This window comes from Dyadobacter fermentans DSM 18053, assembly GCF_000023125.1.
GTDB lineage: Bacteria > Bacteroidota > Bacteroidia > Cytophagales > Spirosomataceae > Dyadobacter > Dyadobacter fermentans.
On record NC_013037.1, the window covers coordinates 973,592 to 988,223 of the forward strand.

Sequence of the window (14,632 nt, forward strand, 5' to 3'; positions counted from 1 at the left end):
ATACCATGAGTAGTAATTCGGAAGTAATCAACCCGCTGTTTGGTGTAAGCATCGGGTCAACCATCTATGCCCTCACGGGAAAGTTCAGCAGCAGCGTCGTCAGGGACCCGATCAGCCTCATGATCACCCAGGAGGAATCCCAGAAGTCCATGTCGGGGGAGAGCAGCTACGTGTATTCCGATAAAATGAACCAGGGATCGTTCGGCATGTCCGGTGCTTACGGCGTTTCGGGGGCAAGTCTGCTCAAATCCTCATTATCGGCCTATGTCGGGAACTCTTCTGCGGTGAGCAGTAAATCGGTATCGGTGAATTACAACGCGATGTCGGTGGGAGGGGTGGAATATATCAATTTCGAGGAGCTCACAGCCAGTGACTTCATCGCGGGTCTAAACCTGGCCTGCCAGCAAAGCATTCTGGCCGTGTTGGACGCGTACAATGCCGTTATGGCCGAGTCGTCCCGATCGGGACTGAACCCGTTGAACGCATTGGGGAACGATGACCCTCAAAGCAAGTTATTAAAAGATCTGGTAACCGAATGGATCAATAAGTCGGAACGATTTACGCGTGAATTTGCCGACGGGCTGGTCGTAGGCGTAATCTGGGGCGCATTTGGAGGGGTTAAAATGGTAATGACCGCCGACAGTTCATCCCAATCCTGGAAGTACGGCGGTCAGGCTGACTTTTCCTATGCCAATGTTTTCGCGTCCGTGGCAGTGAAAGCAACCTACGACGGCAGCCAGTCGGGCGGCGATGCGAAGGTGGCGGTGAATTGTACGAGCTATGTCAGCGGTTCCGTTCTGGCCCCGCAGATCGACAAATGGCTGGATCAGGTGGTGAACAAATCGTTCAGCGAATTGGCCGACGTGAAGGTGATGGATAAAGCGCCGGACATGAAAATCACCCAGGGTGCACCTACGATCCCCGATTTTGTGAAACCCAAGCCCGGGAGCGACATTGCCGGGAAAGTAGGCGAGATTAAAGACCTGGAAGGCTTGGAGGCCCTGGCGAAGGCCTCGGCGTACGATAAAGCAAAAAAGGAAAACCCGAACCTTACCCTGGACGAGTTTCTGCGGAATGCCGACAAGCCAGCCGACAGGTCCCAACTGATCGATTTCGAGGAAGACGTGAGCGAAAGTGATATCGATACGCTGGCGTTGGAAACTGCTCCGAGAAGGAAGCGGGCAGAATCCGTCAGTGCTGTTTCTTACGAAGGCAAGCCGCTGCAAGCCGAAAAGGCAGCGCAGGAAGTGAGTACCAAGGGATATGTCCCGCTGGGCGTCTGGATAGCCAACTGGCCCGACCTCTTCCCATGGATGGCCCAGGGCTATTACAACAGCATCGACCATATCGATGGAGAGGGTGCAGTGCGGGCGCGGGTGATGTTGCAGGACTACCAGGCGCTCAGCAGGCTGTATTACATCGCGGATTCTTCGGGTATTACCGAATTCAAGAGAAAGGACCCGTCGCAGCCGCGGGTGACCGCGTTGAGTATTGCGGACGCGTTTGCCAATGCCGCAGGGAAAATTCAGGATATCGGAGTTAATTTTGGCAAGATGCAGGAGATTTACCAAAATCTTGGAGAAGCTCCGCGGGCTATTTACGCATTGTGGAACAAAGTGAGTTTCCTCCGAAACTGCGAACTGGGCCTGGGGTTAATCAAGGATGGCAAGACAGTGGGCGCACCTTTGCAGAATAAGGATAACGATGGTACCCGCCAGACATATTCGCTCAGTAATTGCAGCTTCGACGGCCGAAACTACACAGTATTCAGTCCATTCTACAAGGTACTGCCATTGCTTACACCCGACGGCGACATCTGGGCTTTCGGCCCCGCGCAGGGCGGTTTGAGTTCCATTTATGAGTGGGAGGTGGTTTTCACGAAACCCGGCCGGGCGAAATATCTGGAATTTCAATACGACCAGGACAAGAAACTGCTGAGAAATGCCGATAATGGCGTCAAGCTATATCCGATCCCATTCTCGGCAGCTGGAAGCGTGTCGTGGAAAGGCATGTCATTCAGCACCAACGTCGGGGCAATCACCGCCCTGAACAAAAGTCTGCAATCACTCAATGAGCAGCTTTCGAGGCTCAATGCGTGGTCGTTCAGCAGCGCCAACTGGGATAGGAACTGGAACGGGAAGGATGCTTACCGCCAGCGGAATATCAAGAAGCAATACATCGGCCTGATAGATGAGATCAGAAATGTATTCTGATAAAACGTCTTCCGAAGTTGCGATGATGAGAACCGTGCGGTAACAGAGAGGCATGTTTCTAATTGACCTGGATGATTGTTACCCGCTGTGCGGTTGAAATTAGGAAAGAGGCCGCCCCAAAATTAATTTGAGACGGCCTCTTGAAATAGAGCTGCTTACGTTGGGCTCTAAAAATCCAATATTCTGTTAGGTATCACTCCTTCACAAACCGCTGCACAGTACCGTCGGCGAATTTCAAAATATACAGCCCGCTAATCAATTGCTCTGTATCGAGCTGCTGTCGGTTGCTCGTAACAGTAATCGATTGCACGCGATGGCCCATGATGTCGTACAAATGTGCGGTTGTTTGCAGCAATGCGTCGCTTGCCTGGAAGGTTATCGATGCTCTCGCAAGATTGGGGTAAATGCCTGCCCCGTCTCCGTGGGCCGCGAGTGAAATGATCTTGCTGTACGAAAATGTCCCGTCGAGGTCCGACATTTTCAGCCGGTAGTAACTCGTGCGGTCATGGCCGGTGCGATCGTGATAACTATATTGAGAACTGCCACTGCCGGCTGCTTCGACCGTCGCTACGCCCACAAAGGTCCGCGCATTGCTGCTGCGCTGGATCTCGAATTGATCCGTATTGATTTCGCTGGCCGTGCTCCATTGCAGCACATTGCTTCCTGCTTCTTTGGTAGCGGTAAAGGAAACCAGGTTGAGCGGCAATGTCGACTGGCGCGTTTTTACAAAAAATCCGCTGAAACCGGTTACGTCAAAGCTCACTTCCCAGTGCCGCGCATCGGCGTTCCATTCTATCTTTCCATTTGCTTCTGAAGGCTTGAAAGAAACTACGTCGCCAATGTAAGAGTTGGGCAGACCAGATCCGTCAATGCTGAATCCGGGACGTTTTTCAATCCACAGATTTGCCTTGTGATTCTCTACATCTGCCGCATCGAGCGGCAGCTTGATCTCGTTCACCTCATTGAAATCGGTGAATTCCTGTTGGGTAAAATAAAGTGTAACCCGTGCCGTAGCCTGCTGGGTGTCGATTCCTGGTGAGATCTGATAGTGCCTTTTCACAAAATTCGCCGGCTGGGAACTGGCTACCCACACTTTGGCACTGACATAGCCCTTAACCGGTGCCGGACCATTGGGCAAGAGATAGGCTACTAACCTGCAGTTGGAGTCAAAGGAAGTCAGCACCTTGTCCCTATCGATGGTCGCGGAGGCTTCGTCGAGGTCACTGGCCAGTTCACGGGTTTCGCCTCCAAATTCATAGGCGCCCATATCTGTCATGTGCTCCCGTATCCTTGGTTTACTCTCCAGATCGGTGTTAAGACCTGACAGGTCAGGCGTAAGCCCGGCCTGGAAGTAATTGAATCCCGTGTTGACGCCCGGGCTGCACGGCTGCAAGCGGTAGTTGCCCGCGGCGGCATTTACAAAAAGCGGATCAATCCCGGGCGGCTGAGGAGCGTTGGGATCAGTAGGCGGATTTGGGTCTACAAGGCTGTACTCAATGGTCGGGCTCGAAGATGGCTCGCTGAAAACACCCAGCTGGTTGCCGTAAATGATGCAGTTACGAATTTTGGGACCGGAATTGCCTAAATTCGCTATTCCCACGCTCCCAGGACCCGTCGTTGTATTCCCGGTAATCGTACAATTGGTGATGACGGGAGACGATGACATATTGACGATACCCACCACTGTACCAGAACCTTGGTTGCCGACAATAGCGCAGTTGGTGGTGATTGCATTAGATTCGTAGTTCATTATCCCACCTGCCATAAATGCACCATTTAGCGGGTTACCGGTGATCAACAGATTGGAAAGCGTCGGGGAGGACTGGGAATTGGAAATCCCGTTCATACCTCCTGTAATTGTAAAACCATCCAGGACAGCAGACGGGGTAATTCCAGCATCGCTGTTGGCAACAACTAACTGGCCACTCCCACGGAGTATGCTATTATTGACTTTAACAGAGAGATCGCGCTCACCAAGGCTTGTTTCAGTTCCGGCAAAGCCCCCATAGATTTTCACGCCTTCCTTCATCACAAGCGGATGGTCCTTGTCAAGCAAGTACTGGCCGCCGGCAACCCACACCTGTTGTCCGGCTAAGGACCTATCGATAGCGTCTTGCGGATTTCCTGCTGCACATTCCCAGGTTATTCCCGAGCCCGTTCCGCCCGGCTTGATGAACAGGACTCCCGTTACAGCCGGCTCGCGCAGTGCCTGGTATTCGTACGCCCCCAGATCCGCATTTCCGCCGTCAAAAAACCGGGTGTTTCCATCCAGGTCCGTCGAGATACCAGATATGTCGGGGTTCTGGCCGCTGGCATAGTAAATGTTGCTGCCCATGTTCACAGCCGGACTGCATTTCTGTAATCTGTAATTTCCCGACGCAGGGTTTTCAAAAAACGGGTCGTTTTTAGTGGGGATTAATCCTGAGGGACCTTCGGTAAAGTCTGTGAATAACTGGCTGTCCCTGATGTCCGCAGAACTCGACTCGTGGCTTCGTATGTCGGCAATTACCGCTGAAATGATACTGTTTCGGATTTTGGGTACGGAATTCAACATATTGCCGATGCCAACCGCCTTGGCCTGGGTTTTTTTAGTGGCAATTGTGCAATTGAGCAGCACAGGAGCAGAATTTGAATTAATTAAAACTGCGGCTTCGACTGTATTATCGACAATAGCGCAGTTGACCAGGACCGGCGCAGATCCGCTGTTGGACAGCGCAGCGGCCCCCTGATTGCCTGTTATGATCACATTTACGAACAAGGGTGAGCTATCCACAATGATTACCGCACCAAGAGAATTGGAGGCACCATTTTCTTTAAAGAACAGATTCGACAAGGTGGGCGAAGAGTGATAGTTGCGCATACCGCCCAATATGCCTCCTATAACCGTAAAGCCATCCAGTAACGTAGCTCTTGTCAGGCCGTCCGCCTCCGTGTGGTCATTGTTAATGGTGTAAGAATGTAGGCGACCGCCAGTAATCACACTTTTGTTCTGGGTCAGTTTTAAGTTTCGATCAGTCAGATTCGCTTCGGTTCCCGAAAAACCACCATAGACCTTTACACCTTCTTTTAAGCTCAGTCCCGCCGATGAAAATTCCGGATAGTAGGTGCCTCCGGCGACCCAAATCTGATCGCCAGCTTCGCTTTGGTCGATAGTGGACTGCAGCGTGTTATAGGCGGTGCCCCAGCTGCGCCCATCCTTCGTAGTAGCTCCCCCCGAATAGGTCACATACCAGATCTTCGCCTGGGCGGATGCAATGATTGAAAATGTGCTTAGAAACAAAAAAATCGCCCGGCAGAGGGCGGTTCGAGGGAAGACAAAGAACAGTTTTTCATTCTTTGAGGAACGGATAGTTGAATGCATACCAAGCAGAAATAGAGGAGTTTAGAAATTTCGTTAAAGCAATGGATTTAATCCGAGAAAACCCAAAGGGTATTGCGGACAAAGTTTGGTATAAAATCACCAAAATAACCCACGATAGGTATTTTTGTCGTTTCTTGAACTCATCAAGAGGGACTCCCTTACCATCATGGTTGCTTTCGGGCTTCTGCATGTCAGAAATTGCCTATGAGCTCGGATTTGTAAAGAATTGATTTTGATAACTTTGCCACATGCAAAGTGAAGAAAAGACTGGAATACTCGGACTAAATAAGTTGGACCTTCGACTCAAAGGTTTTAAAGTTCACGCCCTTCCGGAATCAACACATGTTCCGGTCAAAGCCGCGCGGCGGGACTTTTACAAAATGGGTCTGGTCAATGGCGAGATGCCCATTAATTAATTAATTAATTAATTAATTAAGCTATGCTGCCTGAGCCGAGCGTAACAAATATAAAAGACTATGACCCTGGAAAGCATGACCAGCCGCGCGATTAAGTTAAATGCAGGGTCGTCACCCACCATATGGTGCGCAGCGAAGGCCAGAAGGAAATGCTGATCTATACAGTACTTCAGTCGTTTCATGAGATTTATAGTCGGAGGCCGACTTTTATTTCTTAGGCACCCTGAATTGCAATCTCTTTACCCAAATAGCCTGATGATCCATTTCCCGACGGTATGCGTCAATTATAAACTCGCGATTTGCTGAAACATTACCGTTAAATACCGAAATGCCATTTATTACAACTGCAATGGGCTTCTTAAAATCAATCATTTCAGGCGATAAATAAATACTGACAGATTTTACGCGGGAGGTTTTTAGCTCAAAACGATTGTTTGAGTAGTAGGCCTCAACAGCTCCCGATCGACGCGGAAAACCAAATGCCTGAGAAGTGCTGTCAAGGATAATTTCGGGGTTCATCACTTCTCGCCACCCGGTAACCGCGAAGTTTTGATGAGTATGCCATGATGCCTTTTTGATCAGGGTATCAAGTTCGTTTATTGCAAGCCAGTCAACACGTCCATGCCTCACATTGTCACACTCCCAATATAATCTAGGTTGAAATGGATTCCGTCTTTTGACCAATAGATTGTTAAAAAGGGCTTCATATATTTTCACAACAGTACTATCCTGGGAATTAACGAGAAACGAATGATTGCGGTGCCCCACAACTTCTTGATTAACCCAATCTATGTTAAGCTGCTTGGCCAAATTCGCTAAGGTTCTATGACCCTCTAAGGGAAAATAGTAGTCGTAGTCAGTCGACACATTGTAAAAAGAACGATTGGTCCCGTTAAGCAAAAAAGTCCCGCCAGTCCGCACTTGTGGTCGATTATTTAAACCTGCAAAGCCAGCAAACAGGCCTGGTTGTTTCAAGAGGTAGGAGAAGGCACCAGTCGCGCCGTTCGAATGGCCGGCCAGATACACGCGTTGGTCATCAATAGAATACATTTTTTTAACCTGTCGAACCAGGTTGGGAACCAGATCAAAACCGTCGTCAGGCATCATCCAGTTATAACGGTTGGTGCTATACGGGAAAACTGCAATCACGCCAGATTGATAGGCGCGATCAAAAAAAGGTCTGCCGAAGAAGGCAATATGCCGCGTACTGTCGGCAACGTCGGGTAATGTAATTTGTCGGCTGACAGCCCCGTGCAATACGACTACCATAGGATAGCGTCGATGTACATCAAAGTTAATCGGTAGCTGTGCTAAGTAAGGAAATTCCAGCGAGTCTGACAGGGTGAGCCAGTAGTAGCCGAAACGCCCGGAATGGGAATAGCTATGAACCGGACTTGTGACCTGAATTGCTTTAGAAAGCTCCTCGGCAGATGAAATATTAGCCAGAGAACCCAGATGATTTTCGGTTTGACCAAGCAGTTCGCGCTGGTAGTTTCGAAAAGGCAAACTTTCCTGAATACGCTTTTGGCGCTCCTTTTCCTTGAGCTGAGCCACCCTATCCATCAGTTGTATCCATCGGCTATCTTTTCGTAGCCAATCAAAACTGCTCCCGAAGCCAGCATTGGTCGCTATTTCCGAGTCGACTACCAATGTTGCATACTTAATGGCCAAATCCGCATTGTGATTGCGGCTGGCGAAGGTCGCTGCATTCAAATAGCGCCAATTTTTCTCAGAAGGATCCGCTTCTGCCGCCTTTAACGCCCAATGAATTGCTCTTTCCCAATTCTGTCTGCCCATATTTGCTCCCATGCTATCCAGTGCAGGACTTTTTGATTGGGCTAAGCAAAGCAGTGGTATCAGAATTTTGATTACAGTAACCGCGGTAAGGTAAATAGTATTTTTCATTCGAATATGTATTTACGGTAAGAATAGTCAACGCCCATTTATGTTTTAATCTGAGTTGGATAGTCGAAAGAGACAATTAGGATAACAACGTTGCATTGCTTCTTAGAGCAAAGAATAATGGAGCAAAGCAGGTTACGGAAAAGGTTACCGGAATGTTATGACCTGAGTTGAACCGGAATGATATGCTTATCTTTAAAAAGCTCACAATGTCTTTTAATCACCGCATCACTCACCGGGAAACATTACTCTTGGTCAATTTATGAGGGAAGTTACACTGCATTACGCACAACGGGTTGCGTATTGCCGGAAGGCGGGGAACTTTAGCACTAAAGTTCAATCAAGTAACAAATGTTGAACCTTGCCCGGATTTCCATTCGAAGTTGTTCAGCCCTACTTTTGGCAATACCTTATTAGCCGTTCGCCCATTAGGTTTTTGCAAATATATTTCTTATCATTTGTGTAATCGTTTCGTTCTAAAGTTTTAGTCCAAGCGGTTTGAAATGTCATGTCCTTCAGATAAATGCAAGGATCCAGACGTGTCCGACTATCACAATGACTATTGCTGGCAGAGGGGTGAAGATATCCGGCTTGACCTCTTATGCAAACCTGGCAAAGATGGTAAAACGACTTATCTCTGAATCTGGATGACTCCCAATTCGAACTGCTTACAGAGAATAGCCCTGTGAACTCATTATCTTTCACAGTAAGTCCTGACGGCCAGTCAGCAACATTATTCATGAAGATAACCACCTATGAGCGATCATATTGAAATACCGGATGGTAATCCCATCATCAAACACATTTATACCGCCGATCCGACGGTGCTTGTTCACGAGAACAAAATTTACCTGTACACAGGGCATGATGATCCACCAGCTGGCGTGAACGATTATGTTATGAATGACTGGCTATGCTTCTCATCGGAAGACCTGCTGAATTGGAAATCCCATGGGGCGTTGATGAAAGCGGTTGACTTTGCCTGGTCAAGCGGAGACGCCTATGCATCGAAAGTTATTCAAAAAGACAAGCAGTTTTTTTGGTATGCAGCTGTAAGTCATGGCAGCATTGCCGGAAAGGCGATCGGCGTTGCAGTAGCCGACAATCCGCTGGGCCCTTTCGTCGACGCCAGAGGGACAGCGCTGATTGACCACGAAATGATCCCTGAAACTGAAAACCTGAAAGCCAATCTTGATCCGACTGTCATCATTGACGATGACGGGCAGGCCTATATTTTCTGGGGGAGTAAAGTGTGCTATTGGGCCAGGTTGAAGGGCTCTATGGTGGAGCTGGACGGCCCGATCGGCACCATCGATCTTCCGCAATTTGCGGAAGGCGCTCATCTGCACAAGCGTGGCGCACGCTACTATCTAAGCTATGGATATGGCATGCCGGAAAGAGTGGCGTATGCAGTGAGTGACAGCAATCAAGGTCCGTGGAAATTTATGGGCATCATCAATGAAGTAGCCGGTAACTGTGAAACCAACCGTCCGGCGATTATTCATTTTCAGGGTAATGATTATTTCTTTTACCACAACGGCACCCTGCCCGGAGGCGGAAGTCATCGGCGGTCGGTGTGTGTTGACAGGCTATTTTATGAAAATGACGGGTTGATCAGGCCCGTACAGATGACGTCCGGCGGGCTATTGCAGGCGAGCTTTTGAAGCGTTGGCCTTTTACAGATTAGTGAAAGCAAGTCCCGCTGTACATGTATCAGGTTGGTTGAACAAACGTCCGTGAGTGTTGCTGTCACCTCCTGTCACTTTCCAGCTTATCGTAAAGGAAGGTAATTTTCTTTGCCAATGTTTGCTTTTCGGGTTCAGATTTCAACAGTCGGATCGCTTTTAGGTACCATGAAACAGGATGACCGGCATTACAGCGATCATCCTGGCAATGTCATCAACGTTGATCCTGCAACGATTGTGATTTGTAAACGGTCAATATTATTCCACATTCGAAATGCTTACAACAGATTGGATGCAGTTTATGCACAGTATCAATCGTATTAAAAATGGGCATGCCTTTTCCCAGAATGGAAGGATTGATAAATAAATGTAGTTCGTCAACTAGTCCTTCCTTAATTAGGGCCGAAACAAACGTAGCACCACCATACACTATGATATCGCCACCAGTGCTTTGTTTAATTTCGGTTATTGTCTCAACCAGATTGCCGTTTTCAACGGTTGTATTGTTCCACTCTGATTTGAGGAGCGTTTTACTAAACACTATTTTGTGAGTCTCCGAATAAACAATGCCCGCGTCTTGTTCCGGGTTTTTGTCATCCTCCGCCACAGCAGCCCAATGTGGAATAAATCCGGTCGCGAGATTTCTTCCCAGTAAAATAGTGTCTACGGGTTTAGTAATCTCTTCGACATATTTTTTTACGTCCTCTGACCAGTCAAAAACTAACCAGTCCATTTCGCCATTTGGTCCCGATATAAAACCATCGATAGACATCTGCACCTGCAATTTTAACTTTCTCATTTTGCTAATAAATTAATATGAAACCATTTGGTTGCAAATATATGCGCAACCAAATGGTTTCGCAATTTTTGTGGTAAATTTTTATTGAAATATTAAAAGCGTGAAGAAAACTCTTTACCGCTTATAGACTTCAACCTCATAAATTGAGTAACCCCACTTCTGGGCAGCACGTTGTTGGGCAAGGATCTTTACGAACCTCGCTTGCACCGGCGGAAATGTGAGCTCGTCCTGCTGTCCGTCGCCATTCCTCACATCAGCTACGACCTGCCAGTTTTCCCCGAACTCGGAAACCAGGACCTGATATCCGGAGGCATAGGACGCTTCCCAGTTCAATACGACGCGCCCGACAGGATACACTTTTTGCAGATCGATTGTTATCCACGCAGATTCGGCTGCCGTACTAGACCATCGCGTCGTGGAATCGGCGTCTATCAGGTTGGCGGCGTCAAACAGGGTGCTTTGATTTTCATTGGACGATACTGCGGCCCGATTACCCAGATACGAGGCGATGTTGCCCTCTCCATCGTTCACGACCTTTACAGCCAGTGCAGCACTCGATATCCCTGCATCGCTTTTGGCATGCAAGACCACCTCTCCTTCACCGGTTTTACCCGTCAGACTGACATGGAGTTTTTGATCAGGAGAAACTGTGAAGTTGAAAAGATCCGGGCGCGTCTGCTCTCCGACTGAAAAAACCACCGGAGCTTTCGGATCTTTCACATAGCCATGAATGGCAGTGATATTTTCGTAGGTAGATTGCCGGTTTGAAATAGGTTTTGGAGCAATGGCATGGACGAGTGGAACTCCGACCAGCCACCTGACTCCATTTATCAGCAACTTTTGATAGCCATTGCTTGCTTTCGCTAATTCATCGTGCCCAAGTGTCAGGCTCATCACTTTACCTTTTCCCACCGGATGCCACCACATCACGGGGTGGTTTTCTGCCCTGGCGATCACATGGAATTCAGGTGTCGAAGGTTGGAAATAATATAGTTCGTCGGTCGTGATAAAATCGTCGACTACACTGGAAACGGGATGCCTGGCGAACTTTCGAAACAAATACTCATATCCCCAAAACTCCATGTTTTCGGTATTCACCTTGAATATTTCCGGCTCTGTGGATGGTCCTCCGATGAAAATCCCACCCATAACTTGCTCGTATTTGTCCCAATTAAGAAAGCTAAGCAACCCGCAGTGAAGGGTCAGCAGGCATTTGCCGTTCACAATGAAGCGCTCCAATGCGGCCAGCTGCGCTGTGTCCGGAGTGAGGAAAATGGAATTGCTGATAAGCACGTCATAATTTGCAAGTGTGCCGTCGTTGAGCATGCGGAGATCAGTCGTTGAATCCACATCGGTAACTTCCCGCAAAATCTCCGCCACCTTGTTGTTTTGAAATGCGTGCCTCCATGGCGGATATTCCGGTTTTTGAACTGGAACGTTTCCATTGCCGGTGATGATGAGCACTTTGGGCTTTGCCTGGCCGTAACATTTAGTGAGGGAAAGAACGGTGGCGGCGATGAATATGGTTGCTAATCTGTATGTAACTTTCATTTATAAATTGTTTAAAATGAGTTTGTGGTTGCCGTAATTGACCTTTTTCAGTGTGCCCGTCACCGGCCACTGAATGCCTGACGTGGTAAGTTGAAGCCCGTCGGCCTTGCTTGTCCTGAGCGGATACGTCCGACATTAGTTACTACCATTTTAAATGGTTATCGTTTTTCGCAGCGCTCAGGTGGAGTTCGATTATCCTGAGGCTCTCGTGATCCTTTGCCCGCCAGTCCGACCGTGAGATTTCCTGCTCATAACCCATAAATTCGAAGTGCATCGCTTGCCAGCTAATGCAATGAACAGGTTTGCCATTCAGCCATCCCTCTGGCATGGCCGGACAAGACCCGGCAGGAAAGCCCGGCAGTTCATAGTCCGGCCCTATCTTTACGCAGGGCTCGGAGTCGATCAGGACGCCGTCTCGTTGCATGAGGAAGCCGTAGTCAAGCTGCTTGTATTCGCAGAAGCCCAGATTATGGAGCAGCTTCACATATGCATCGTGGTGCTCTTGCGGGTAGGCGATGTCGATGTCGTCGTGCGGACGGGTAATCCGGCCAAGGCGGGCATCGATCGCCCAGCCGCTTTCCAGCCATAATTTTATACCTTCGGAAGAAGCTGCGTCGAATATAAATTCGATTAAGTGCAAATGACGTGCAATACTATCGTCTGGACGGTCGTATTCGTTATTGTGCTTCGGATTTTCCATGGATTAATAGGTTTGTCAGTAATTGGGGTGAAAACCGGTAACCCGTTAGCGGCCCCTGCCCGAATGCCGCACTGCGGCAACCAGACCAAGCATAGCGCAGCAGCTGGCGATCAGGCTTGCGGCCACACGGACCCAGTGCGCGGATTGAAACTGCCTGGATGCTTCAATCAGTTTTTCAGCGGAATGCACTTTCTGACCCTCCGTGAACATGATGACGTTGCGGGGCCAAAAATACAGCGCAGACGCTGCCAGATCGAAAGCAGCTGCCAGCAGGATGCCCGCGAGAAAATACTTCAACACGCTCCGTTCCTGTCGCCAGACCCACAATGTAATCAGACCCGTCGCCAGGGTAAATGCGCCCAATCCTGGAAGAAAGCTGCCGGGACTGGACTGGCTTAGAAACTGCATCGATGTAGAGAGCGATTGCGGCACGTCGGCGAAGATGTTGGGATACAGAACAAAGGTGTCGAAAAGCAATGCGCCGGTAACGACCGTCTGGGCCCAGGCGTAAAGCATACTAGCTGCCACGGGCAGGTGGAGCCGTGCTGGCTGATGTTTAGTGCAGATCATCTTTTCGGTTCTGGTTAAAAATGCAGGAAAAATGTTGCAGCCAAAATTACAGGGGATGATCGCAGCAGGCGCTTGTTTCATCTTGCAAAACGTCCGTCTCAATGGCTATTGCGCCCAATTCTACGCCTCCACATTTACTGGACAAAACGGTCGCTAATGCGACCAATCCCAGCCCCGAAGTTGGTCCGTACAGGCCCATGTGCCGGTTAATTTTGTGTCTTAACATAACGAATCAGCCAAATGGTTTTCAAAATTGGAACAATGCTCGCGGCGCACAGCGTCCAGTCTGCTGAGAATCAATCAAATGTGGTAATCTCTCGGCTTGTCCCGGAGGTTGTCGACGAAGTCGCGGATTTGTTGGCTGCCGCGATGGCCGGCAACCCTGTCAATATGGTTGTTTTTAGAAGTGCCGGCCGGCACGCTTTGGCAAAGCAGCGAGAGATGTTCCGGTTCCTGCTAGCCAGACCTGAATATGCAGTTTACACTGCACAGTCTTCTGGATCTGTTTTGCCGCCATGCTGACGAAACCGATCAACTCTGCTATCTGGAGACGGACAAGCCAGAGAATTTGCCGCTATATGAGCGATTTGGTTTTCATGTCGCGGCGACCGGTATGGTTCTCGGTGTAAGGTGCTGGTACATGATTCGCAAGCCGAATCACTGACGCGGCGGCCTAATCCCGCCGCCAGGTAAATCGATGTTACGCTGGGCTACCTGAACGACGACAATGCTGCGCCGATGATCATCAAGCTCTCCGAATTGCTCCGGTGTACGTTGTATGATTGGGCGGTAAAATTTATATAGGGCAGAGAGAAGTTCTGCTGAGCAAGGGATATCGCGATGCCTTTATGCACTCGATCCAGGAAAGTCGGTCGTTTTAAGTTGTGCCGGGATGTTTTTTTGATTATCCTTGATAAAAACAAATATGTTAGAAATACTTGTTAGAACGGCGATGCTATCCGATTTGCCCGTGTTGAGAATCTTCGAGCAGGGCGTTATAGCGGCCGAACGACCGTTCAACCCTCAGATTCAAAAGGACCCTGTGCATTATTACGACATCGAAGAGCTGGTCAGCGCGCCCCACATTGAGATAGTTGTAGCCGAAACGGACGGCAGGTTAGTGGGCTCGGGTTATGCGCGTATCGAACAAGCGAGACATTATCTGAAACATCAGCAGCATGCCTACCTGGGCTTTATGTACGTCGAGCCGGAGTACCGCGGACGTGGCGTTAACCGTAAAATCATCGAGGCACTTCGACAATGGGCCATTGCCCGAAACATCAATGAGTTGCGCCTGGATGTATATGAGGAAAATATTGCGGCCATTAAGGCCTACGAGAAAGCAGGCTTTGTCAAGCACCTGGTAGCCATGCGCAGAAGTACTGGCAAAGATTGAGAGAGGTGTTTTTGTGAGATACTGACGAGCATTGGCTCG

9 protein-coding genes are annotated in these 14,632 nt (G+C 49.0%); 3 read left to right on the forward strand and 6 right to left on the reverse strand.

Features of this window, described 5'->3' with window-relative positions:
- The first annotated feature begins 5 nt into the window (after positions 1–5).
- Positions 6–2,213: a hypothetical protein gene (locus DFER_RS04055; RefSeq protein ID WP_015810337.1), complete on the forward strand. Its 2,208-nt coding sequence runs from the start codon at positions 6–8 to the stop codon at positions 2,211–2,213.
- Positions 2,214–2,406: 193 nt separating this feature from the next.
- On the opposite strand, the gene DFER_RS04060 is transcribed toward DFER_RS04055, so the two are convergent.
- Both DFER_RS04060 and DFER_RS04070 read right to left on the reverse strand, forming a co-directional pair.
- Entirely contained in the window at positions 2,407–5,574 is a 3,168-nt protein-coding gene (locus DFER_RS04060) for a right-handed parallel beta-helix repeat-containing protein (protein ID WP_015810338.1), read from the reverse strand.
- A 623-nt stretch (positions 5,575–6,197) separates the two neighbouring features.
- A complete protein-coding gene (locus tag DFER_RS04070; protein WP_015810339.1) occupies positions 6,198–7,895 on the reverse strand; it encodes an alpha/beta hydrolase family protein in 1,698 nt (565 codons plus the stop codon).
- Positions 7,896–8,647: 752 nt separating this feature from the next.
- Between DFER_RS04070 and DFER_RS04075 the strand changes: the two genes are divergently transcribed.
- Positions 8,648–9,556: a glycoside hydrolase family 43 protein gene (locus tag DFER_RS04075; protein ID WP_015810340.1), complete on the forward strand. Its 909-nt coding sequence runs from the start codon at positions 8,648–8,650 to the stop codon at positions 9,554–9,556.
- 235 nt (positions 9,557–9,791) lie between these two features.
- On the opposite strand, the gene DFER_RS04080 is transcribed toward DFER_RS04075, so the two are convergent.
- From DFER_RS04080 to DFER_RS04095, 4 genes are all read right to left on the reverse strand, one after another.
- Positions 9,792–10,376, reverse strand: coding sequence for a dihydrofolate reductase family protein (locus DFER_RS04080; protein WP_015810341.1), 585 nt, complete (start codon positions 10,374–10,376; stop codon positions 9,792–9,794).
- Between the two features lie 114 nt (positions 10,377–10,490).
- Positions 10,491–11,927, reverse strand: coding sequence for a ThuA domain-containing protein (locus DFER_RS04085; protein ID WP_015810342.1), 1,437 nt, complete (start codon positions 11,925–11,927; stop codon positions 10,491–10,493).
- Positions 11,928–12,069: 142 nt separating this feature from the next.
- Positions 12,070–12,627, reverse strand: a complete 558-nt coding sequence (locus DFER_RS04090) for a nucleotidyltransferase domain-containing protein (RefSeq protein WP_015810343.1) — start codon at positions 12,625–12,627, stop codon at positions 12,070–12,072.
- A gap of 45 nt (positions 12,628–12,672) precedes the next feature.
- Complete coding sequence (locus DFER_RS04095; RefSeq protein WP_143828653.1) at positions 12,673–13,155, reverse strand: DUF1772 domain-containing protein; 483 nt, start codon at positions 13,153–13,155, stop codon at positions 12,673–12,675.
- A gap of 967 nt (positions 13,156–14,122) precedes the next feature.
- On the opposite strand from DFER_RS04095, the gene DFER_RS04105 reads away from it, so the two are divergent.
- Positions 14,123–14,593, forward strand: coding sequence for a GNAT family N-acetyltransferase (locus tag DFER_RS04105; RefSeq protein WP_041734731.1), 471 nt, complete (start codon positions 14,123–14,125; stop codon positions 14,591–14,593).
- The last annotated feature ends 39 nt before the right edge of the window (positions 14,594–14,632 follow it).

Coding starts and splice junctions, on each gene's coding strand:
- DFER_RS04105 (WP_041734731.1), top strand. CDS start 14,123: ATGTTAGAAATACTTGTTAGAACGGCGATGCTATCCGATTTGCCCGTG.
- DFER_RS04080 (WP_015810341.1), bottom strand. CDS start 10,376: ATGAGAAAGTTAAAATTGCAGGTGCAGATGTCTATCGATGGTTTTATA.
- DFER_RS04085 (WP_015810342.1), bottom strand. CDS start 11,927: ATGAAAGTTACATACAGATTAGCAACCATATTCATCGCCGCCACCGTT.
- DFER_RS04090 (WP_015810343.1), bottom strand. CDS start 12,627: ATGGAAAATCCGAAGCACAATAACGAATACGACCGTCCAGACGATAGT.
- DFER_RS04075 (WP_015810340.1), top strand. CDS start 8,648: ATGAGCGATCATATTGAAATACCGGATGGTAATCCCATCATCAAACAC.
- DFER_RS04060 (WP_015810338.1), bottom strand. CDS start 5,574: ATGCATTCAACTATCCGTTCCTCAAAGAATGAAAAACTGTTCTTTGTC.
- DFER_RS04055 (WP_015810337.1), top strand. CDS start 6: ATGAGTAGTAATTCGGAAGTAATCAACCCGCTGTTTGGTGTAAGCATC.
- DFER_RS04070 (WP_015810339.1), bottom strand. CDS start 7,895: ATGAAAAATACTATTTACCTTACCGCGGTTACTGTAATCAAAATTCTG.